Annotated in this window: 25 protein-coding genes; 17 read left to right on the top strand and 8 right to left on the bottom strand. The window is 65.5% G+C overall.

Annotated features, from left to right (window positions below; all coding sequences use genetic code 11):
- Positions 1 to 7 precede the first annotated feature (7 nt).
- Together gltX and RLDS_RS48625 are read right to left on the bottom strand one after the other, a co-directional pair.
- Positions 8 to 1,336 carry a glutamate--tRNA ligase gene (gene gltX / locus RLDS_RS48630; protein ID WP_021227674.1) on the bottom strand — a complete coding sequence of 443 codons (1,329 nt, stop codon included), beginning with the start codon at positions 1,334 to 1,336 and terminating at the stop codon, positions 8 to 10.
- Positions 1,337 to 1,353: 17 nt separating this feature from the next.
- Positions 1,354 to 3,015 carry an NAD+ synthase gene (locus RLDS_RS48625; RefSeq protein WP_021227673.1) on the bottom strand — a complete coding sequence of 554 codons (1,662 nt, stop codon included), beginning with the start codon at positions 3,013 to 3,015 and terminating at the stop codon, positions 1,354 to 1,356.
- 132 nt (positions 3,016 to 3,147) lie between these two features.
- Between RLDS_RS48625 and RLDS_RS48620 the strand changes: the two genes are divergently transcribed.
- Positions 3,148 to 4,083 carry a ribose-phosphate pyrophosphokinase gene (locus RLDS_RS48620; protein WP_021227672.1) on the top strand — a complete coding sequence of 312 codons (936 nt, stop codon included), beginning with the start codon at positions 3,148 to 3,150 and terminating at the stop codon, positions 4,081 to 4,083.
- 94 nt (positions 4,084 to 4,177) lie between these two features.
- Here RLDS_RS48620 and RLDS_RS48615 read toward each other — a convergent pair whose 3' ends face one another.
- Together RLDS_RS48615 and RLDS_RS48610 are read right to left on the bottom strand one after the other, a co-directional pair.
- On the bottom strand, positions 4,178 to 4,414 hold the full coding sequence (locus RLDS_RS48615) for a hypothetical protein (RefSeq protein WP_031298802.1): 237 nt from the start codon (positions 4,412 to 4,414) through the stop codon (positions 4,178 to 4,180).
- 66 nt (positions 4,415 to 4,480) lie between these two features.
- Complete coding sequence (locus RLDS_RS48610) at positions 4,481 to 4,921, bottom strand: VOC family protein (RefSeq protein ID WP_021227670.1); 441 nt, start codon at positions 4,919 to 4,921, stop codon at positions 4,481 to 4,483.
- A gap of 66 nt (positions 4,922 to 4,987) precedes the next feature.
- Here RLDS_RS48610 and RLDS_RS48605 point away from each other — a divergent pair, with 66 nt between their 5' ends.
- From RLDS_RS48605 to RLDS_RS48555, 11 genes are all read left to right on the top strand, one after another.
- Entirely contained in the window at positions 4,988 to 5,812 is an 825-nt protein-coding gene (locus RLDS_RS48605) for an inositol monophosphatase family protein (protein WP_021227669.1), read from the top strand.
- 42 nt (positions 5,813 to 5,854) lie between these two features.
- Positions 5,855 to 6,484: a nicotinate-nucleotide adenylyltransferase gene (locus RLDS_RS48600; RefSeq protein ID WP_021227668.1), complete on the top strand. Its 630-nt coding sequence runs from the start codon at positions 5,855 to 5,857 to the stop codon at positions 6,482 to 6,484.
- A gap of 12 nt (positions 6,485 to 6,496) precedes the next feature.
- Positions 6,497 to 6,886 (top strand): ribosome silencing factor, encoded by a 390-nt coding sequence (rsfS, locus tag RLDS_RS48595; RefSeq protein ID WP_021227667.1) that lies wholly within the window; start codon positions 6,497 to 6,499, stop codon positions 6,884 to 6,886.
- 47 nt (positions 6,887 to 6,933) lie between these two features.
- Positions 6,934 to 7,356, top strand: a complete 423-nt coding sequence (locus RLDS_RS48590) for a 23S rRNA (pseudouridine(1915)-N(3))-methyltransferase RlmH (RefSeq protein WP_021227666.1) — start codon at positions 6,934 to 6,936, stop codon at positions 7,354 to 7,356.
- A 22-nt stretch (positions 7,357 to 7,378) separates the two neighbouring features.
- Positions 7,379 to 8,650, top strand: coding sequence for a murein hydrolase activator EnvC family protein (locus RLDS_RS48585; protein WP_408021188.1), 1,272 nt, complete (start codon positions 7,379 to 7,381; stop codon positions 8,648 to 8,650).
- A 113-nt stretch (positions 8,651 to 8,763) separates the two neighbouring features.
- Positions 8,764 to 10,065 (top strand): hypothetical protein, encoded by a 1,302-nt coding sequence (locus RLDS_RS48580; protein ID WP_021227664.1) that lies wholly within the window; start codon positions 8,764 to 8,766, stop codon positions 10,063 to 10,065.
- Between the two features lie 140 nt (positions 10,066 to 10,205).
- Positions 10,206 to 11,552, top strand: coding sequence for a S41 family peptidase (locus RLDS_RS48575; protein ID WP_021227663.1), 1,347 nt, complete (start codon positions 10,206 to 10,208; stop codon positions 11,550 to 11,552).
- A 62-nt stretch (positions 11,553 to 11,614) separates the two neighbouring features.
- Positions 11,615 to 12,097 carry a disulfide bond formation protein B gene (locus RLDS_RS48570; RefSeq protein ID WP_021227662.1) on the top strand — a complete coding sequence of 161 codons (483 nt, stop codon included), beginning with the start codon at positions 11,615 to 11,617 and terminating at the stop codon, positions 12,095 to 12,097.
- Positions 12,094 to 12,648, top strand: coding sequence for a demethoxyubiquinone hydroxylase family protein (locus RLDS_RS48565; protein ID WP_021227661.1), 555 nt, complete (start codon positions 12,094 to 12,096; stop codon positions 12,646 to 12,648). Before RLDS_RS48570 ends, RLDS_RS48565 begins: the two co-directional genes overlap by 4 nt.
- Positions 12,649 to 12,679: 31 nt before the next feature.
- Positions 12,680 to 13,237, top strand: coding sequence for a hypothetical protein (locus RLDS_RS48560; RefSeq protein ID WP_021227660.1), 558 nt, complete (start codon positions 12,680 to 12,682; stop codon positions 13,235 to 13,237).
- Positions 13,238 to 13,348: 111 nt separating this feature from the next.
- Positions 13,349 to 13,747, top strand: a complete 399-nt coding sequence (locus RLDS_RS48555; protein WP_021227659.1) for a hypothetical protein — start codon at positions 13,349 to 13,351, stop codon at positions 13,745 to 13,747.
- Here RLDS_RS48555 and RLDS_RS48550 read toward each other — a convergent pair.
- Entirely contained in the window at positions 13,744 to 15,594 is a 1,851-nt protein-coding gene (locus RLDS_RS48550) for an ABCB family ABC transporter ATP-binding protein/permease (protein WP_021227658.1), read from the bottom strand. The two genes, RLDS_RS48555 and RLDS_RS48550, sit on opposite strands and share 4 nt — an antisense overlap.
- A 156-nt stretch (positions 15,595 to 15,750) precedes the next feature.
- Here RLDS_RS48550 and RLDS_RS48545 point away from each other — a divergent pair, with 156 nt between their 5' ends.
- A complete protein-coding gene (locus tag RLDS_RS48545; protein WP_021227657.1) occupies positions 15,751 to 16,425 on the top strand; it encodes a DUF6891 domain-containing protein in 675 nt (224 codons plus the stop codon).
- A 162-nt stretch (positions 16,426 to 16,587) separates the two neighbouring features.
- Here the strand turns inward: RLDS_RS48545 and RLDS_RS48540 are convergent, their stop codons facing one another.
- A complete protein-coding gene (locus RLDS_RS48540; protein WP_021227656.1) occupies positions 16,588 to 16,878 on the bottom strand; it encodes a helix-turn-helix domain-containing protein in 291 nt (96 codons plus the stop codon).
- Between the two features lie 89 nt (positions 16,879 to 16,967).
- Positions 16,968 to 17,924 carry a 2-hydroxyacid dehydrogenase gene (locus RLDS_RS48535; RefSeq protein WP_031298798.1) on the bottom strand — a complete coding sequence of 319 codons (957 nt, stop codon included), beginning with the start codon at positions 17,922 to 17,924 and terminating at the stop codon, positions 16,968 to 16,970.
- Between the two features lie 70 nt (positions 17,925 to 17,994).
- Here RLDS_RS48535 and metX point away from each other — a divergent pair, with 70 nt between their 5' ends.
- Positions 17,995 to 19,131, top strand: coding sequence for a homoserine O-acetyltransferase MetX (gene metX / locus RLDS_RS48530; RefSeq protein ID WP_021227654.1), 1,137 nt, complete (start codon positions 17,995 to 17,997; stop codon positions 19,129 to 19,131).
- Positions 19,077 to 19,718 carry a methionine biosynthesis protein MetW gene (gene metW / locus RLDS_RS48525; RefSeq protein WP_052034189.1) on the top strand — a complete coding sequence of 214 codons (642 nt, stop codon included), beginning with the start codon at positions 19,077 to 19,079 and terminating at the stop codon, positions 19,716 to 19,718. The genes metX and metW overlap by 55 nt, the downstream gene beginning before the upstream one ends.
- A 52-nt stretch (positions 19,719 to 19,770) precedes the next feature.
- Here metW and RLDS_RS48520 read toward each other — a convergent pair whose 3' ends face one another.
- On the bottom strand, positions 19,771 to 20,283 hold the full coding sequence (locus RLDS_RS48520; protein WP_021227652.1) for an outer membrane protein assembly factor BamE: 513 nt from the start codon (positions 20,281 to 20,283) through the stop codon (positions 19,771 to 19,773).
- A 165-nt stretch (positions 20,284 to 20,448) separates the two neighbouring features.
- Between RLDS_RS48520 and RLDS_RS48515 the strand changes: the two genes are divergently transcribed.
- Together RLDS_RS48515 and RLDS_RS48510 are read left to right on the top strand one after the other, a co-directional pair.
- Positions 20,449 to 20,973 (top strand): ubiquinol-cytochrome C chaperone family protein, encoded by a 525-nt coding sequence (locus RLDS_RS48515; RefSeq protein WP_021227651.1) that lies wholly within the window; start codon positions 20,449 to 20,451, stop codon positions 20,971 to 20,973.
- A complete protein-coding gene (locus RLDS_RS48510; RefSeq protein WP_021227650.1) occupies positions 20,970 to 21,491 on the top strand; it encodes a YceD family protein in 522 nt (173 codons plus the stop codon). Before RLDS_RS48515 ends, RLDS_RS48510 begins: the two co-directional genes overlap by 4 nt.
- Positions 21,492 to 21,497: the final 6 nt, after the last annotated feature.

Below are 21,497 nucleotides of genomic sequence, written 5' to 3'. Positions count from 1 at the left end.
TCTGCCGTCAGTTCGCCAGCCGCGCCAATGCCTGATCCCTGCCGATGAGCGGCAATAGCTGCGCCATGTCGGGGCCATGGTCGAGGCCCGTCAGCGCACGCCGCAATGGCAGGAAAAGCGCCTTTCCCTTGCGGCCCGTCTCGTCCTTGAGCGCGCCGGTCAGCGTGCGCCAGATATCCGCATCGAAGGCAGCGTCGGACAGGATGCGATGCGCCAAAGCGAGGAAGTCTCGATCCTCCTCCGCCACCGCAGGGGCCTCAATCGGGCCGGTAACGATCCGCCACCAGTCCCCCGCGCCGGAAACCGTTTCCAGATTGGGCCGGATCGCCTCCCACGCCGCCGCATCCATGCCGGTGGGAAGGCGATCAGCGACGGCTTCATAGGGGAGAAGGTGAACGATCTTCTGGTTGAGCGCAACCAGTTCGGCCTCATCGAAGCGCGCAGGTGCGCGGCCGAAATGGGCGAAATCGAAACTGTCGATCAGCGGCTGCCTGTCGACGAAAGGTTCGATAGGCTGCGAAGAGCCGAGCCGCGCCAGCAGCGAGGCGATGGCGGATGCTTCCAGACCGGCCTCACGAAAATGGGCGACGCCCAGCGATCCGAGACGCTTCGACAGCTTGCCCTCGCTGCCGGTCAGCAATGCTTCATGGGCGAAGTGCGGCATCGGTGCGCCCAATGCGTCGAACATCTGTATCTGTGTCGCGGTGTTGGACACATGATCTTCGCCGCGCAGGACGTGCGTGACGCCCATGTCGATATCGTCGATCACCGACGGCAGCATGTAGAGCCAGGACCCGTCGGCGCGGCGGATCACCGGGTCGGACAAGAGTTTGGGGTCGAACCGCTGTTCGCCCCGGATAAGGTCGGTCCAGACGATGGGCCGGTCATGGTCCAGCCTGAAGCGCCAGTGCGGCGCGCGTCCTTCGGCTTCGTAAGCCGCGATCTGATCCGTCGTCAGCGCCAGCGCGGCGCGATCATAGACGGGCGGCAGGCCGCGCCCCAGCAATATCTTGCGGCGCAGGTCCAGTTCCTGGCTGGTTTCATATGCCGGGTAGACGCGGCCGGCGGCCTTCAGCGCTTCGAAGCGATCCTCATAGAGGGCAAAACGGTCCGACTGCTTTTCTTCGCCGTCCCAATGGAGGCCAAGCCACTCAAGATCGGCCCTGATCGCATCGGCATATTCGGGGCGCGAGCGTTCCAGATCGGTGTCGTCGAGACGCAGCAGGAACCGGCCGCCGGACTTGCGTGCCCACAGCCAGTTGTGAAGCGCGGCACGGATATTGCCGACATGAAGATGGCCGGTGGGCGAGGGCGCGAAACGAGTGATGACGGTCATGGGATTGTCTGGCGCTCTTAGATGGTGCGAAACGCATTGGTGATGGGATAGCGGCGATCGCGGCCGAAGTTGCGGATGCCCAGCTTTACGCCCGGCGGGGCCTGGCGGCGCTTATATTCAGCGACGTAAAGCAGGCGCTCGATCCGGGCGACCGTCTCTTTTTCAAAACCGCGCGCGACCAGATCATCGACCGACAATTCCTCCTCGACCAGACCATAGAGAATGGGGTCCAGAATCTCATAGGGCGGCAGGCTGTCGTCATCCCGCTGGTCGGCGCGCAGTTCGGCGCTGGGCGGCTTGGTGATGACCCGCTCGGGCATGACCGGGCCTGCCGGTCCCATGCCCGCCCCAAGCGAGGGGACATGGGCATTGCGCCAGCGGCTAAGGTCGAACACCGTCGTCTTGTAGGCGTCCTTCAGCACCGAATAGCCGCCGGCCATGTCGCCATAGATGGTGGCATAGCCGACCGACATCTCGCTCTTGTTGCCGGTGGTGAGCAGCATGTGCCCGAACTTGTTGGACAGACCCATGAGCGTCACGCCGCGAATGCGGGACTGAAGATTTTCTTCGGTGAGGTCGGGCGCGCGGCCGTCGAAGACCGGACCCAGCATGGCATCGAACGCCCCGACCGCCGGCGCGATCGGGATGATGTCGTAGCGCACGCCCAGCAAGCGGGCGCATTCCACCGCGTCGTCCAGACTGTCCTGACTGGTGAAACGCGAAGGCATCATCACGCACCAGACGCGCTCCGCGCCCAGCGCATCGACCGCGACCGCGGCGGACAGGGCGGAGTCGATGCCGCCCGACAGGCCCAGCACCACGCCGGGAAACCGGTTGCTGTTCACATAGTCGCGCAGCCCCAGCACCATAGCGTTATAGATATCGGCCGGGCGCGGGTCGAGTTCATGCCGGTCGCCGGGCAGGCAGACCCATTGCCCGTCCCATTTTTCCCACTGCGTCAGGACCAGAGCCTCTTCCCAGTCGGGAAGCTGCTGCGCAACGGACAGATCGGCATTCATGACGAAGGATGCGCCATCGAACACCAGTTCATCCTGCCCGCCGACCCGGTTGAGATAGGCAAGCGGCAAGCCGGTTTCGCGCACGCGCGTGCCGGCAACCGCGTTCAGCCGGCGATCGTCCTTGTCCACTTCGAACGGGCTGCCATTGGGGCTGATCAGGATTTCCGCGCCTTGCGCCTTCAGATGCGCGGTGACGAAGGGGAACCAGATATCTTCGCAGATCGGCACGCCGATCTTCACCCCGCGAAAATCGATCGGCGCGGGCAGCGGCCCGGGCGCGAACAGCCGCTTTTCATCGAACGTGCCGTAATTGGGCAATTCGCGCTTGGCGCGCACCGTGGTGACGGCGCCATTGTCGAGCAAGGCGACGACATTGAACAGCACGCCCTGCGCCGCGACCACCGTGCCCACCAGCATGGCCGGGCCGCCGTCGGCGGTTTCCTGGGCCAAGCGGTCGAGCTGATAATCGGCCTGCGTGACCAGAGCGGGTTTGAGCACCAGATCTTCGGGCGGATAACCGATCAGCTGCAACTCGGGAAAGACGATCAGGTCAGCGCCCTGCGCCCGCGCGCGCCATTCCAGCATGGCGTCGGCATTGGCCTTGAGGTCGCCCATGGACTGGGTCATCTGCGCGAGCGCGATCACGAGTTTGTCGGTCATGGCGCGCGCCCTAGTGCATTTTGGCCAAAGGCGCAAAAGCGCCTTTCCACCATGGGCTCCCCCCGCTAAAGGGGCCGCGTCTCGCGCAGCGTCATCAATTCGTCACGTCACCTAAGCCTGGGGGTTTTGGCCATGAAGCTCATGACCGGCAATTCCAACAAGCCGCTTGCGGCCGCCATCGCCGATTATATCGAAATCCCCCTGACGGACGCCAGCGTTCGCCGCTTCGCCGATGAAGAGGTGTTCGTCGAAATCCACGAAAATGTGCGCGGCGAGGACGTGTTCGTCATCCAGTCGACGGCCTATCCGACCAACGACAATCTGATGGAATTGCTGATCATGATCGATGCGCTGAAACGCGCGTCGGCCAAGCGTATCACGGCGGTGCTCCCCTATTTCGGTTATGCGCGGCAGGATCGCAAACCCGGGCCCCGCACCCCGATCAGCGCCAAGCTGGTCGCCAACCTCATCACCACGGCGGGCGCCGATCGCGTGCTGTCGGTCGACCTGCACGCCGGGCAGATACAGGGGTTCTTCGACATTCCGACCGACAATCTGTTCGGCGCGCCGGTCATGTCGGCCGATATTCAGGCCCGGTTCGGTGACCGCAACATCACCGTCGTGTCGCCTGACGTCGGCGGCGTGGTGCGCGCGCGGGCACTGGCCAAGCGACTGGACAATGCGCCGCTGGCAATCGTCGACAAGCGTCGCGAACGCGCGGGCGAATCGGAAGTCATGAACATCATCGGCGACGTGAAGGGCCGCTTCTGCATCCTGATCGACGATATCGTCGATTCGGCCGGCACGTTGTGCAATGCCGCCGCGGCGCTCAAGGCCGAAGGGGCTGAGGACGTTATCGCCTATGTCAGTCATGGCGTCTTGTCGGGCGGCGCGGTCGCGCGGGTCGAAGCGTCGGAATTGCTGGAACTGGTCATCACCGATTCGATCCAGGGCACGGACGCGGTGAACAACGCAACTCACATCCGCCACCTGCCCATCGCCCCGCTGCTGGGCGAAGCCATCAAGCGCATCGCGGATGAAAGTTCGGTATCCAGCCTGTTCGACTGAACGGAGAGCAGGCTGGCGGTCGATCCGGGGGATCGATCGGCCGGACTATTTAAGTGTCGAGCCTGTTCGACTGATGCCGCGCCGGAGCGCTATGTCAGTGCGCCGGGAACAGGATGATCGGCAGGGCAAAGACCAGAGCGAAGCCGGCGACGATCCGCTGCCCGCGCGACACGCCGAGCGGCAGTTCCCGCCAGACGATCGGGCAGGCCAGCAGCGCAAAGATGATGAGCAGGTTGGAGAGGGTGAGCGACCCGCCGATCGGCATGTCCTGGCGCAGCGCCAGCCCAGCGAACAAGCAGATAAAGCTCAATATCCAACCGATCAGCGCCATGCAGTCCCCCTTGGCCATGCATTTCCGTGCAGGCCCGAAGGCTAGGACGGCGACGTTTCGAAAAACTTAATCGCCTTCGTCCGGCGGCGGCGCCCAGGGGTCATAGCTGCCAAAGCTCCAGACATTCCCCTCCGGATCAAGCGCCGTATAGCCGCGCCCCGGATAGCCTGGATTGTCGTGCGGCTCGTCGACCACCACGGCCCCTTCATTGCGGGCGTGCAGGCAATGGGCATCCACATCGTCCACGACCATGTAGACGCAGGCCGTGGTGCCGCCCAGATCGCGCACGGTGGACCAGGTGTAGAGCGATTCGCCCTCCCCGTCCCTGACGCTGCCCAGCATCACCATCCCGTCGCCCAATGTCAGCTGCGCATGATGGATGACGCCGCTATCCACATCGTCGGCATGGACGGCGTGTTTTTGAAAGCCGAAAGCGGCACACAGGAAAGCGATGGCGGCCGGCGCGTCGGCATAGCGCAGGCATGGAATGACAGGGGAACCGGGCATTGTCCTCTCCTTGCGGTCATCGCACGAGGGTAGCGCAAAGCGGTATCAACAGCTAGGCATGCCGCCATGACGACCCGCGATGACCTGGCCCTGGCCAACCGCCTTGCCGATGCCGCCGGAGAGGCGATTCGCCCCTTCTTTCGCGCCCGCTATGATCTGGAGATCAAGGCGGACAAGTCGCCGGTGACGGAGGCGGACCGCGCCGCGGAGGCCGCGATCCGCACGATATTGGAGCAGGAGCGCCCCGATGACGGCATCATCGGCGAGGAATATGGATCGGTTCGCACCGATGCCGAGCGGATCTGGATCCTCGATCCGATCGATGGCACGCGCAGCTTCATTGCCGGGCGTCCGATATTCGGCACGCTGATCGCGCTGACCCAAAGCGGGTGGCCGACGATCGGGATCATCGATCAGCCGATCGCCCGCGAACGCTGGGCGGGGATGAGCGGACAGCCCACCACCTTCAACGGCACGCCCGTCCGCACGCGCGCCTGTCGCAGCCTGGAGGGCGCGGGCATCGCGACCACCAGCCCGCATTTGTTCGCTGAGGGCGACGTGCCCCATTATATGGCGCTGGTCGCAGCGGTGTCGGGCGGCGCGCCACGGCAGGGGCCGGTCTATGGCGGGGATTGCTATAATTATGGCCTTCTCGCGTCGGGCTTCCTGGACATCGTCATCGAATCGGGCCTGCAAAGCTATGATTTTGCGGCGCTGGTCCCGGTGGTCGAAGGGGCAGGCGGAATGATGTGCGACTGGAATGGCGAGCCGCTGACCGCGACGAGCGAAGGCCATGTTCTGGCGCTGGGCGATCCGGCGCGGCTGGAGGATGTGCTGGAAGCCATTCATGGCGCAAGCGATGGCCATCATCACGATCATGATCACGGCTGACGCAGGCATGGCCCATCGGCCGCGCCCTCGCAGGGCGCAAGGATGACACGCATTGGCTTGCTGGGCGGCTCCTTCAATCCGGCGCATGGCGGACATAGGGCGATTTCGCTTTTCGCGCGCAACGCGCTCGACCTGGACGAAGTCTGGTGGCTGGTATCGCCGGGCAATCCGCTGAAACCGGAAAAGGGGATGGCGCCGCTGCCCGCGCGCCTGGCCCATGCGCGCAAGGTCGCACGCCGCGCGCCGATCCGCGCCACCGCGATCGAGCGGCAATTGGGCACGCGCTACACGATCGACACGCTGCGCGCCCTGCGCCTGCGTTACCCGCACCACGATTTCATCTGGTTGATGGGGGCAGACAATCTGGCGCAATTCAGCCGGTGGAAGAATTGGCGCGGGATCGCCCATCTAATGCCCATTGCGGTGATCGCCCGTCCGGGCTATGATGCGGGTGCCCGTGGCTCTGCGGCCATGAGCTGGCTGCGGCGCTTCGTCCGGCCCGCGCGCCAGAGTGCAGACTGGACGAATTGGAGAGTGCCGGCGCTCGTGCTATTGCGCTTCCGCCCTGATCCAAGATCGGCGACCCTGCTGCGGCAGGCGGACCCCCTCTGGCATCGCGAATATGAAGCAACGCGTGTGCGCGATCCGCTCACGCGCCGGTATATCGTCTAGATTGGAGTTTATTTGACCAGCCCCGCCCCTGCCAACGACATCGCGCAAAGCGCCGATTCCGTGGCCGCCCTGCACGCCCTTGTCATGCAGTCGCTCGACGACGACCAGGCGCAGGAAACCATCTCCATTCCCCTTGAAGGCAAAAGCAGCATCGCCGATCACATGGTGATCGCAAGCGGCCGTTCGTCGCGCCAGGTCGCGGCCATGGCCCAGCATCTTGCCGAAAGGATCAAGAAGGAAACCGGGCGCTCCGCGCGTGTCGAGGGCCTGCCCGTCGCCGACTGGGTGCTGATCGACGCGGGCGACGTGATTGTCCACCTGTTCCGGCCCGAAGTGCGCAGCTTCTACAATCTGGAACGGATGTGGGGCTTTGTCGACGCGCCGGTCGCGGGCAACGCCTGACGTCCCGACGCTTGGACAGCGGGGTGATGATGAATTAGGAGACGCCGATGCTTCTCCATATCATCGCGCGCGGCAAGATCGGACGATCACCTGAAGCCGAGCTTGTCGACCGCTACCTCAGGCGATTGACCATGCCCTGTCGCGTCACCGAAATGCCCGACCGGGGTGGCAAGCTGCCGCCAGCCGGACCCGGCACCGTGACGGTCATGCTCGATGAAAAGGGCAAGCAACTGGGTTCTGTGGACTTTGCCCGCCGGATCGAAGGCTGGCGCGACGCAGGCACGCGCGAATGCCAGTTCCTGATCGGTGCGGCGGACGGGTTCGAGGATGCAGAACGCGCCAATGCCGACCTGTTGATCGCATTCGGCGCGATGACCTGGCCGCACATGATGGCCCGCGCGATGCTGGCCGAACAGCTCTGGCGCGCCTCCTCCATAATGGCCGGCCATCCCTATCACCGCGAAGGCTGACGGCTCGACACGCGGGCGGCTTATGCCTAGTCACCGCATCATAAGGGCGGGACATCGGGTGACGCGACATTTTTTCTTCGTTGGCGGCATCGCGGCTCTATTGCTGCTGGCCGGCACGCGCCTTGTCGCCGCCGGCGACGATGCGCTGGTGCTGCAAGGGACGGCGGGCACCAGCCTGGCGCAGGAGCAACAGGCGCTCAAGGATGCGCGCCGTCAGTCCGACGAGGCGCGCGATCGCGCCGCACGCCTGGCGCAGCAGGCGATGGCCGCACGGGACGCCGCCGAACAAGCCCGCCGCCGCGCAGCCGCCGTGGCCGCCCGTATCCAGCAGGCCGAAGCCGATATTCAAGCTGCCCGGGCCCGCATTGCCATCATCGCCCGGTTGCAACGCGCGCAGGCCAAACGGCTGGCGGCGCGGCAGGAACCGGTGGTCCGGCTGACCGCCGCGCTTCAGATGATGGCCCGGCGGCCGCTGGCGCTGGCGCTGGTGCAGCCAGGCAGCATCAGCGACGCGGTGCATCTGCGCGCCGTTCTGGGGCAAATTCTGCCGGTGATCGAGCAACGCACGGCCGGCTTGCGCGCGGAACTGGCGCGCAGCCGTGCTTTGCGCGCGACCGCTCAGCAAGCGTCCGATGCGCTGGCCCAGGCGCAACAGGATCGCAAGGCGCAGCAAGCCGAACTGGCGGCACTGGAAGCGCGCAAGCGCCTGGCCGCGCGCGACTATCGCGCCAATGCCGGCATGGAAAGCGAGCGGGCGCTGGCGCTGGGCGAACGAGCGCGCGACATCGTCGATTTGATGGATCGGCTGGAACAGGCGGGAGACCTGCGCGAACGGCTCGCCGCTCTGTCAGGACCATTGCTCCGCCCGGCCCGGCCAGACCAAGCCGGCGCCGCGCCGCCGGAGCGAGACGTCCGGGCAAGCGGCCCGCCGCCCTATCGCCTGCCGGTCGTCGGTCAGCTCGTCACCGGCCTTGGCGAAGTCAACGACAGCGGCGTGCGCGCCAGAGGGTTGACGCTGGCCGTCCAGCCCGGTGCGCAAGCCATCGCGCCGACGGCGGGCCGCATCGCCTTTGCCGGACCCTATCGCGACTATGGTCAGATCCTCATCATCGACCATGGTGGCGGCTGGACCACATTGATTACCGGACTGCATCGCCTGTCCGTGCGCGTGGGCGAAACTGTGCGGCAGGGCGATCCGGTGGGCGTCACCGGCGCGCGGCGCAGCGACATCATCGTCGAACTGCGCCGCAATGGCCGCCCGGTCGATATCATTCCTCTTATTGGACCGGTTTGACTGTTGTCCGACACTTTTACCGTTGAGCCATGGTTTTTTTGCTCATAGCGTGCATGCGGTGGGACGGCATGCCGTCTTTCGGTGTGTTTTCAAAAATATAAAGAGGCGAATGTATGAGTGCCATGACAGGGGCGACTTGGGCGGTCAGTCAATATGGGGCGCAGGGACCCGATAATCTCGGCAAGGTGTGGATCGCGCAGCCTCTGCCCATCGGCGATGACAGGTTGGTCTTTTCGGGCCATGTCGCCAATCCGGGAGACGGCGTGACCGTCTCCATCCGCCATGGCGGAGACATAGTGGCGACCTGCCTTGCCAATCCAGGATTCATTGTCGACGTGCCGGCGCGCAAAGGCGTGTTCCACGTCGAGATACCCGTGCGCCAGGAACAGGGGCGCGACGTTGTCTGCCGCTGGGAAGTGGTGGATCAAGAGCGTGAGGACATGGCGCTGGTCGGCATGGTGCAACGGGGAGTGCCAGCGTCCGTTCCACCGACCGGCACGGGCCAGGCTCTGTTGGGACGGATGGGTCAGTTGTTCCTGGTCGGCGACACAAATGACAGCGTAGGGCAGTTCACGCGCTCTGGCTCGCTTAGCGATGCCAGCGTCACGGGATGGACTTACATGTTCAGCAAGATGCCGGAATGGCAGGATGAATTCGGCATCGACAAGATCATGATGATGGTCGCCCCTGCCAAGGAAGAGGTTCTGCGCGACTATTATCCATTCCGGCGAGCGCTCAACACGGCTTTCGACGATTTCATGAAGCGGTTCGGCGACCAGCCCGTCCTGATGCCGCGTTGGGAACTGTGGAACCGGCGTCAGCTATGTTATGGAGCAACGGACACCCACTGGACCGATTACGGCGCTACGGTGGCCGGGCAGACATTGTTGAAGCGGTGGGACCTCCCAGCGGACGCCTTGCCCGGAGAGTTCGCCATCAAGCAGAAGATTGGCGACCTGGGAAGTAAGCTGATTCCGCCCACATCGAACTTTGAACTGGCGTTCCGCGACAACTTCTCGGACAGGCTGGTATTTGAGAACGGCATCCATAATCACGGCAATATCCGTATTTACCGCAACTCCGCCGCGCCGATCGCGGGCAAGCTGCTAATCTTCGGAGACAGTTTCGGCACAAACCTGACCGAAGCCCTGTCTTATGGATTTCAGGAAGTCGCCTACGCCTATCAGCCCGCTGGTCTCGACCCCGATCTGGTTCAGCGCATCAACCCGACGCACGTGCTGCTCCAGATCACGCAGCGTTTCGTTCATGGCGCGCCGGCAACCGGAAAGTCAGTGTTCGAATCCGGCCGCAAGAAACTCGCGGCCATGTCGGAGCAGGAGCGCGAACAGGCGGTGGCGCGGCTCAGGGCAGCGCCCGCCGAGTTCCAGCCGCTGGTCACGCCGCTGTTCGACTGAGCGGTTGGATGGCATGGGGTGGCGGCGCCGCCATTCACCCCACGCTCATCGCTGCTGGATGATATTGGTCGAAGCATGTTTTTGCGTTGGCCGGTCATTCGGCTTATGATGGGACCTTGATGCGGACTCCTAGGACAGCCATGAAGACATCCTTCCTCCAGGGCGCGATCGCGCTCGGGGCGCTTGCGCTCATTCCCGCCACCACCGCCGCGCTCGCGGACGGGGAGGCGTCGAGCTACAAGGCGCTCGACGAATTCATGGACGTGTTCCAGAAAGTGCGCACCGACTATGTCGAGAAGGTCGATGACGAAAAGCTGATCAAGGGCGCGATCGACGGCATGCTCGCCAGCCTCGACCCGCATTCCAGCTTCCTCGACGCACGCGACTTCCAGAATCTGCGCACCCAGACCGAAGGCAGCTATGGGGGCCTAGGCCTGTCGGTCACGCAGGAGGATGGTGCGGTCAAGGTGATCGCGCCGACGCAGGATACGCCGGCCTGGCGCGCGGGGATCAAGGCGGGCGACTATATCACCCATATCGATGGGCAGCTTATCTACGGCGGCACGCTGGACGAGGCGGTCGACAAAATGCGCGGCGCGCCGGGCACCAGCCTGAAGCTGACGCTGGTGCGTCCGGGCCGCGACAAGCCGATCGACCTGACCCTGACGCGCGAGATCATTCAGTTGAAGCCCGTCAAATGGGAGGTGAAGAGGGATATTGGCGTCATCACCATCGTCAGCTTCTCCGCCAACACCGGTGCGGACGTGCGCCAGGCGATCCGCAGCATCGACAAGAGCCTGGGTCACAAGCCCACCGGCTATGTGCTGGATCTGCGCTCCAATCCCGGCGGTCTGCTGGACGAAGCGGTGACGGTCAGCGACACCTTCCTGGAGCGCGGCGAGATCGTGTCGCAGCGCGGTCGGCAGAAGGGCGATGTCGAACGCTATTACGCCAAGCCGGGCGATGATGCGAAGGGACTGCCGGTGATCGTGCTGGTCGACGCGGGTTCGGCATCAGCCTCGGAAATCGTCGCGGGCGCCTTGCAGGACCAGCATCGCGCGCTGGTGATGGGCGAGCGCAGCTTTGGCAAGGGCAGCGTGCAGACCATGCTGCCGCTGAGCAACACCACGGCGCTCAAGCTGACGACCGCGCGTTATTATACGCCATCGGGCCGCAGCGTGCAGGAAGGCGGCATCCAGCCGGATATTCGCGTGCCGCAATTGTCGGATCCCGATTACAAGAACCGGCCCAAATTCCGCGAAAGCGACCTGCGCCGTCACCTGATCAATGAGATCAAGACCGACGATGCGGCGCTGGAGGAGGATGTGAAGGATGATCCGCGCTTTGCCCTATCGGCCGAAGAGCTGAAAAAGCAGGGCATCGAGGATTTCCAGATGGACTATGCGCTCAAGACGATCGCGCGGCTCGCAAAAGCGCCTAGCGCGGTCGTGGCCCAGGCCGCGGCCCGCAAGCCGGGCGCAAAATAAGCGCGGACGCGGCAGGGCAAGTTCAGCATGACGAAAGGGCATGAAGGCTTTAAGCCCAAGGCATGAAGAGCCTGTCCCTCGCCCGCGCGCTTGCGCTCATTGTCCCGCTTCTCCTGCTCGCGGGAGCTTATGGCTTCCAATATCTGGGTGGGCTGCACCCCTGCGAGATGTGCTGGTGGCAACGTTATGCCCATTTCGCTGCCGTGCCACTGGCTCTGGTCGCCTTTGTCGCGCGCGCCCGCCCGTGCGTCAGCGCGCTGTTCGTGGGGCTTGCCGGGCTGGCAGTCGGCGTCAGCGGCCTTATCGGACTATTTCACGCCGGGGTCGAATATGGCTGGTGGGAGGGGCTGACCACCTGTTCAACGACGCCAGCGGCAGGCAATGCGGCCGATTTGCTCAGCCAGATCATGGCCAGCCCCATCACACGCTGCGACGTGGCGCCATGGAGCCTGATGGGCATATCCATGGCGGGCTATAACGGCCTCTTGTCGAGCGCGGCGGCGCTTGCCATCTTGGCGCTGCTGCTGAAAGCGAGGAAGTCATGAGCGCAAGTCCCGATTATCCGCGCCCCACAAAGCGGCTGACCGACCCGGATCGCGCAGCAATGCTGCGGGTGGATCAGGCGGGCGAATTCGGCGCGACCCGTATCTACGCCGGCCAGCTGGCGGTGATGGGCGATCGTCATCCCTATGGCCGGGTGATCGCGGGCATGGCCAGCCAGGAAGAGCGGCATCGCCAGCTGTTCGACGCGATGATTGTGCGGCGCGGGGTGCGGCCGACGGCGCTGAGCCCGCTCTGGAATGTCGCTGGATATGCGCTGGGCGCGGTGACCGCCGCATTGGGTCCAAAGGCGGCGATGGCCTGCACGGCAGCCGTCGAAACCGAGATTGATCGCCATTATGCCGAACAGCTGGAGAGGATCGGCGGTGACGATCCGGAACTCTCCACCGCCATCGCGGATTTTCAGGCGGAGGAGGTGGAGCATCGCGACGCCGCGATCGCCCACGGCGCGGAGCAGGCGCCGGCCTACCCCATTTTGTCGGGCGCCATTCGCTTGGGCTGTCGCGCCGCCATCGCCTTGTCCAAGCGTATCTGACGCCGTGGCGCGTCTGCAAGAGGATCGACCGATGAAGAACAAGCTTATGATCGCCGCCATTGCGCTGACTGGCGCCATGACGCCCGCGCTGGCGCAGCAACCGGCCGCCGAAACGGGAAGCGCGGGATCGGAAAAGGTGAATATCGTCATCGTCTACGGCGATGATTCCTGTCCGCAGAGCCAGGGCGACGATATCGTCGTGTGCGCGCGCAAGGGCGAGGAGGAACGCTATCGCATTCCCGAACCGCTGAGAGGTGATCCCAACAAGCCCAGCAATCAGGCCTGGGGCGAGCGTGTACGATCCATGGAATATGTCGGCCGGTCCGGCACCGAAAGCTGTTCGCCTTCGGGCGCGGGCGGGGCGACCGGTTGTTTCGCGCAGCTGGCGCGGCTGGCCAAGGCGGAGCGGCAGCAGGCCGACAATGCCAGCTGGAAGGATCTGGTCGCGGCCGAACGCGAAAAGCGGCTGTCCACGATCGACGCCGACAGCGAGGCCATCGAGGCGCGGGTAAAGGCCGAGGAAGCGGCTGAGGCCAAGGCGCAGCAGCAGCCCGCGGCACAGGATACGACGTCGCCGCCGCAGCGATGATGCAGGGCCGTGACGGATCGGGCGGCGGGGCGTCGTCCTGATCCTGGCCAGCCATGCACTGCGCCAAGTCCGGGGTGGACGTTCACAGGGGATGGAAGAAGGATCACTGCCATGCGCCACGGCGCCATTCCCCTGATCGGCCTGATGCTGATGCCTTTGCTACCCGTCCCCGCCCTGGCGCAGGCGGAGCCGCCGCCAGAGCGGATCATCAACCTGCTGGTCTATGGTGACGATCCGTGCCCGCAGAGCCAGGGCGACGAGATCGTCGTGTGCGCAAGGCGACCGGAGGCGGAGCGCTATCGCATTCCCAAGAAACTGCGCGAAAAGCCCGCCCCGTCCGGCGGACCGGGCTGGGGCAGCCAGGTCGCGACGATGGAGCAGGTTCAACGGTCCACTCTGCCCAACAGCTGTTCGGTCAATGGCAGCAACGGCTTTACCGGCTGCACCGCCAAGATGCTGGAACAATGGTTTGCCGAGCGCCGCATGAACCAGAGCGCCGGCATTCCTTAAAGCAATGGCGCGGCCGGCTCGCGGTCGGCACCGTTTTCCCCTTCAGCGACAGGCGCGTCGCGCTCGGTCGCCTGGCGCGCCCACATGGTCGCGTAGAGCCCGTCGGCGCGCACGAGGTCGGCATGGGCGCCACGTTCGACGATGCGCCCCTGATCCAGCACGATGATTTCATCGGCATCGACCACGGTCGAGAGGCGATGCGCGACGACCAGAGTGGTGCGCTTGCGGCTGATGTCGCGCAGCACGGTCTGGATTTCGGTTTCGGTGCGGCTGTCGAGCGCGCTGGTCGCTTCGTCGAGCACCAGCACCGGCGGGTCCTTGAGCAGGGTGCGGGCGATCGCGACCCGCTGTTTTTCCCCGCCCGACAATTTAAGGCCGCGTTCGCCCACCCGCGTGTCATAGCCCTGGGGCATGCCGAGGATGAAGTCGTGAATCTGCGCCGCGCGGGCCGTCGCCTCGATCTCCGCCTGGCTCGCGCCTTCGCGGCCATAGGCGATATTATAGCCGATCGTGTCGTTGAAGAGGACCATGTCCTGCGGCACGATGCCGATGGCGGCGCGCAACGATTGCTGGGTCACGGCCGCTATGTCCTGCCCGTCGATCGTCACCGATCCCGACTGAATGTCGTAGAAGCGGAAGAGGATGCGCGCGATGGTCGACTTGCCCGCGCCTGACGGGCCGACGATCGCCAAAGTGCGACCGGCGGGCACGGTGAAGCTGATACCGTGCAATATCTCGCGCTGGGGATCATAGCCGAAATGCACCTGATCGAACTGAACCGTTCCGCCGGTCACGGCCAGCGTGGGGGCACCGGCGCGGTCGGCGACTTCGGTCGGCGTGTCGATCAGCGCATACATCGCCTCCATGTCGATAAGGCCCTGGCGGATGGTGCGATAGACCATGCCGAGCAGGTCGAGCGGACGGAAAAGCTGGGCCAGCAGGGTGTTGACCAGCACCACGTCGCCGGTGGTGAAGCGCCCCACGCTCCAGCCCCAGACGGTATAGGCCATGGCCCCGGCCATCATGAGGTTGGTGATGAGCGACTGGCCGATATTGAGCCAGGCCAGGCTGTTTTCACTCTTGATCGCGGCGCGCGCATAGTTGCGCATCGCGGTGCCATAGCGGTCGGCTTCGCGCTGTTCCGCGCCGAAATATTTGACGGTTTCGAAATTGAGCAGGCTGTCGACCGCATGGGCGACGGCGCTGGTGTCCATGTCCACCATGTCGCGGCGCAGCTGGTTGCGCCATTCGGTAATGGTGCGGGTGAACCAGATATAGGCCGCGACCATCGCCAGCGTGGCGGCGACCAGGCCGGGCCCGAATTTCACGAGGAAGATGACGCAGACCGCCAGCAGTTCGATCACGGTCGGCGCGATGTTGAACAGCAGGAAATAGAGCATCGTGTCGATGCTCTTGGTCCCGCGCTCGACGATCTTCGTGACCGCGCCGGTGCGCCGGTCGAGATGGAAGCGCAGCGACAGACGGTGCAGATGGACGAAGACGTCGTCGGACAGACGCCGGCCCGCTTCCTGCCCTACCCCTTCGAACACGGCGTTGCGCAGATTGTCGAACAGCACGCCGGCAAAGCGTGCGCCGGCATAGGCGACCACCAGGGCGAGGGCGAGGCCGACCGCCGGCTCCAGCCCCGGCGCCATCCGGTCGATCGCGCCTTTATAGGCAAAGGGCATGATGAGCGTCACCGCCTTGGCCAGGGCCACGAGCAGCATGGCTATGACGACGCGGCGGCGCAGCGCGGGCGCGTCGGCCGGCCAGAGATAGGGCAGGAACCGGCGGAATGTCGCCCAGACGGGCGGGAGCGGCGCTGTAACGGGATTTTCGGGAGGCATCCCATGCTATTTAGGCAATCTGGCGCGGCAATCCAGTGCCCGCGCCGCCCGCCGCCAGGGCCGCGCAGCCGCAAAACGCAATATCCCCCCTTTAACTTTGCCGCGCGTATGGGCATGTTGACCCCATGCAACGCGACGCAGGAGGCAGGACGGCGCATGTTCGAGGCTTTGTGGAAACGGATTTTCGGGACCAGAGCAGCGAAAGCGGAGCCGCAACGGCCCGCCCCCACGGCGGAGACGCCCTATGATCCCGTGACGGCGCTGCGCGACCAGATGCGGCGCGACGTGCTGGGCGGCTATTTCGACGATGACGCGATCCTGACCAACGCGCACGATCTGTTCGAGGAAGAATTGCCGCGGCCGACGCTGCGCCGCGAAGCGTCGGCGGCGCTGCGCGAGGCGCTGGCCGAGCATCGCGCCGCCGAGCAGGGATGGACGCAGATGACCGATTGCGACCGGCTGGAGCTGGCCTTCGCCGCACTGGAGGCCGAGGGCATCATCGCGCGGCAGAACTTCACCTGCTGCGCCAATTGCGGCGCGAGCGAAATCTGGGAAGAGATAGAGGCGGCGCAGGCCGAGGATATCGCGGTCCAGGGCTATGTCTTTTTCCATATGCAGGACACCGAGGCGGCAGTCGAAGGCCATGGCCTCTATATGAGCTATGGCGCGTGCGAACAGGGTGAGGCAGCGGCGATCGCGGTCGGTTATCGCATTGTCGCGCAGCTGGAGGCGCATGGCCTGGAAACCCGGTGGGACGGCAGCTGGAGCCAGCGGATCGGCGTGCCGATGAACTGGCAGAAGCGCCGCAGCGCGGTGCTGCTGGAAGAGTGATCCGGCGCGCCGGCCCTGCCTGTCGAAGTTCAATCGATATGCGTTTTTTCGGCCTGAAGCGACCGTGAGACGACCATAAGGCGACCGCGAAGCGACCACGAAGCGACAGGTGGTCGACCGGTGAAACCGGCCGGATTTGCCGGTTGGCGCGGGCGATCGCCATCAGCGCCCGGCGGTATCCATGGAGGCGCGGGCGGCGGTCCAGACCATCGGGTCCGCCGTCAATCCGGCATGCATTGCCAGCGCCTCTTCCCATTGCCGATCGAAGGCAGTGCCGGCGAGCCGGTGGCGCAGGCGATGCGCGCTGGAGCGCGACATGCCGACCGCGCGCGCCGCGCGCGCGACGCTGCCGCTTTCCATCAGGGCAGCAAGGAACTGGCATTGGCGCGCGGGCGTCCAATAGGCGCGGCGGCGGCGCGCGGTCGCGCGCGAGTGGTCAGGCATCTGGTCCATCGACAAGGATGAACCAGAAGGAGGCGCAATAGGAAAGAGATTTCCGGCCCTGCCCATGCCCTTGCCGACTTGCCGACTTGCCGGCGGCCCTAGACCACCGGCGTCGGCAGGGCTTCGCCCGCAAACCAGGCATCGAGATTGGCGATCACCAGATCCGCCATCGCCGCGCGCGTGTGCACGGTCGCGCTTCCCTGATGGGGTTGCAGCACGACATGGTCCATCGCCAGCAGGGCGGGCGGCACATGAGGTTCGTGCGCGAACACGTCCAGCCCCGCGCCAGCGATGCGCCCGTCCGCCAGCGCGGCGACCAGCGCATCTTCATCAATCACGCTGCCCCGGCTGATATTGACGATGACGCCCTGCGGCCCGAGCGCGTCCAGCATGGCGGCGTCGACCAGGCCGGCGGCTTCCGGCCCGCCGGAGGTCGCGACGATCAGCATGTCGCTTTGCCGGGCGAGGTCGATCGCGTCGGCGACATAGCGATAGGGCGCGTCCTGCGCCTGGCTGCGATTATGATAGAGAATCTCGCCGGCCTGCCGCTCCAGCCGCCAGGCGATGGCGCGGCCGATACGGCCCAGGCCCAATATGCCGATGCGTGATCCGGTGACGCGCGCGGACAAGGGCGGCTTTTTGCCACGGGCCCAGCCGCCGGACCGCACCAGCCGGTCATTGGCGGGGATGTTGCGCACGGCGGCATAGAGGAGCCCCACGGCAAGGTCGGCGACATCGTCGGTCAGCACATCGGGCGTGTTGGTGACGCGAATGCCCCTGGCGCGCGCATGATCGACATCCACCTTGTCATAGCCGACCGAAAAGAGCGCAACGATTTCCAGCGCGGGCAGCGCGTCCATGATCGCGGCCGGCGCGCCGACGGAGCCGAAGCTGACCAAAGCGCGCGCGTCCCGCACCCCGGCCGGCAGAGCGTCAAGATCGGCGTCGGCGGCCACGGCATGGACGGTGAAGCGGCTTTCAAGCTGCTGCGTCAGATAGGGGTAAAGCGGGCCATAGGCGACGATGGCGGGGCGTTGGGTGTCGGTCATGGTCATCCATCCAGGCAGTGTCGCGCCGCCATGCCAGATTGACAGGCCATCGCGCCAGCCCTAGCGCGGGCCAACCATGGCCAGCCTTCCCCGATCCGATGACAGCCGTTTCGGCCTGCGCCGGCAGGTTCGCCTGGCAGGGCCGATCGCCCTGTCGAGCGGCGCCAGCCTTGGCCCGGTCGACATCGCCTATGAAACCTATGGCGCGATGAATGCCGACGCGTCGAACGTCATCCTGATCTGCCACGCGCTGACCGGCGACCAATATGTCGCATCCGACCATCCCGTGACCGGCAAGCCGGGCTGGTGGTGGCGGATGGTGGGCGCGGGCAAGCCCGTCGACCCGGCGCGCCATTTCATCATCTGTTCCAACGTCATCGGCAGCTGCATGGGATCGTCCGGCCCGGCGAGCGTCGATCCGGCGACGGGCGAGCCGCATGCGATGCGCTTTCCGGTGCTGACCATCGCCGACATGGTGCGCGCGCAGGCAGCGTTGCTGGATCATCTGGGCGTCAAGCGGCTGGCCGCGGTGATCGGTGGGTCGATGGGCGGCATGCAGGCGCTGACCTGGCCGACGCTGTTCCCCGACCGGGTCGAAAGTTGCGTCGTCATTGCGTCGACCGCGCGGCACAGCGCGCAGAATATCGCCTTTCACGAAGTCGGGCGGCAGGCGATCATGGCGGACCCGAACTGGCGCGGGGGCGATTATTATGCCGACGGGCTGGTGCCGAGCGCGGGGCTGGCGGTCGCGCGCATGGCGGCGCACATCACCTATTTGTCCGAAGCGGGCCTCACGGAAAAATTCGGGCGGCGATTGCAGGGGCGTGACGCCAAGACATTCGGGTTCGACGCGGATTTCCAAGTCGAATCCTATCTGCGCCACCAGGGGTTGAGCTTTGTCGACCGGTTCGACGCCAACAGCTATCTCTACATCACCCGGGCGATGGACTATTATGACATTGCCGAGGACCATGGCGGATCGCTGGCGCGCGCCTTTGCCGCGACGCGGGCGCGGTTTTGCCTGGTGAGTTTCGACACCGACTGGCTGTACCCCACCGCCGAATCGCGCGCCATCGTCCATGCCCTCAACGCCGGGGGCGCGCAGGCGAGCTTCGTCGAATTGTCGAGCCCGTTCGGGCATGACGCCTTCCTGCTGGAATGTCCCGAACTCAACCGGGTGGTGGACGGATTCCTGCGCGGGGGCCGGGCGTGAGCGCGCTGCGCCCCGACCTGGCGCTGATCGCGCGAACGGTGCGGCCGGGGGCGCGGGTGCTGGATGTGGGCTGCGGCGACGGCGCGCTGATGGCCGAATTGCGCGACCGGGCGCAGGTGGATGCGCGCGGGCTGGAGATCGACGCGTCCAACGTTGCCGCCGCCGTCGGACGCGGCCTGTCGGTGGTGCAGGGCGACGCGGACACCGACCTCATCTATTATCCCGACGCCAGTTTCGACTATGCGATCCTGAGCCAGACGCTCCAGACGACGCGCCGCCCCGACCTGGTGGTGGAGGAATTGCTGCGCATCGCCACCCAGGCGTTCGTGTCCTTCCCCAATTTCGCGCATTGGCGCGGGCGGCTGTCGCTGATGTGGGGGGGGCGGATGCCGGTGACGCGGCTGCTGCCCGATAGCTGGTATGATACGCTCAACATCCACCATGTGACGGTGGATGACTTTCGCGCGCTGGTGAAGGAGCGCGGCTGGCATATCGACGGCCAGTGGTTTTTGAAGGGCGACCGCGAAACCACCCATGCGAACGCCAACCTGTTCGCCGAACATGCGGTGTTCCTGCTGCGGCGATAGGGGCATGCGACACCCGGCTCCTCTGCTGGGGAACCGGGCGTTTCAGAGGCGATTAGCTGCCGTTGGGGCCGCCACCCGCGCCGCCGCCGCTACCACCGCCCATGCCGGCCGCACCGACCGCGCCGATATTGCCGAAGATTTCGTCGAACAGGCTGCGATGGCGGCCAAGCGTCGGCGTCGTGGCGCCCATGGGCGAGATGTTGGCGACCTTTTCCAGGCCCATGCGATCGACCGCGACGACATTGCCGGCGGGATCGAAGCGGACGCGCAAGATGGTCTGATCGACCGGCTTGGGGCTGGAAAAGGCAAGGGCGCGCATGTCGCGCGACACATAATACCAGTCCTTTTCTCCGAACTGCGACACGAAGCTGGGGCGACCCAGCGTTCCTTCGACCGAGGCGCGATTGTCGATGCCGGGTTGAACCGAATCGACCAGCAGCTTGTCGACCTGATAACCCTGATGCGTGCGGATGCGGGTGCAGGCCGATGTGCCGACCAGCAACGCGCCAAGCCCGATGGCGATCAGGATGCGCCCGCGGCGGGAATGGCGGCTGAACTGGGGCATGAACGTCTCCTGCGGGGGCATGGCCCGCGAACCCGATAAAAGTGACGCCGCCATTGCATTGGGCGGCGCTGCGATCAATATGGAAATGCGCGGGGTCCGGCAAGGGGCGAGCGCACACCGGTCGCCGCGCGCGCCCATTCCATCCGTCACGAAAAGCCGATCGCCATGCCCAATGCCCCCTCCTTCCTCCAACGCCTGCTGGGCCGGTCCGACCCGCGCGAGGGGTTGGCGCCGCTCTACCGCGCCATCGTGGACGAAGGACGGCGGCCGCACTGGTATCTGGACGGCGCGGTGCCCGACACGATCGACGGGCGATTCGACATGATCGTGGCGATTTTGGCGCAGGTGCTCATCCGGCTGGAGCAGCAGGGCGCCGCGCAGGACAGCGCCTGGCTGACCGAATTGTTCGTCGACGATATGGATGGGCAGTTGCGGCAGGAAGGGATTGGCGACGTGGTCGTGGGCAAGCATGTCGGCCGGATGATGAGCGCGCTGGGCGGCCGGATCAGCGCCTATCGCGCGGCGTTGACCGGCGGGGCCGATCTGGGCGAGGCGCTGCGCCGCAATCTGTATCGCGGCGCGGAGGTGCCCGATGCTGCGGTGGCCCATGTGGAGGGCGCGTTGCGCGAACGCTGGGTGCGGCTGGGCTGCCTGTCGCGCGACGCGCTGCTGGCAGGAGACATAGGATGACGACACCCGAATTTTCGCGCCCGGTGCGCGCCGAACAGATTCGCCGCATGACCGGCGAGGTCCATATCGAGGCCGACGCCGAAGAGCGGGCGGCGCTGGCGAAGCGCTTTGGCCTGGTGACGCTCGACCGGCTGGAGGCGGACTATGCGCTGAGCGAGGAGGACGGCATCATCCTGGCGCGCGGCCGCGTGCGCGCCAGCCTGGCCCAGCCTTGCGTCGCCACCGCCGAGCCGGTTCCCGAGCAGATCGACAGCGATTTCGCGCTGCGCTTTGTCGTCGAAGACAACAGCGCCGCCGACGGCGAGGAACTGGAGTTGGACGCGGAGGATGTCGACACGATCGGCTATGACGGGCAGCAGATCGACATGGGCGAAGCGGTGGCCGAAACCATGGCGCTGGCGATGACGCCCTATCCCCGATCGCCGCAGGCCGACGTCGCTCTCAAAGAAGCAGGCGTGCTGAGCGAGGAGCAGGCCGGTCCCTTCGCCGCTCTGCTGGCGCTGAAAGGCGACAATTAAGGAACT

Origin of the sequence: Sphingobium lactosutens DS20, assembly GCF_000445105.1 — a bacterium.
Lineage (GTDB): Bacteria > Pseudomonadota > Alphaproteobacteria > Sphingomonadales > Sphingomonadaceae > Sphingobium > Sphingobium lactosutens.
Note: the sequence above shows the minus strand (reverse complement) of the source record. Positions and strands in the feature narration are given on the sequence as shown.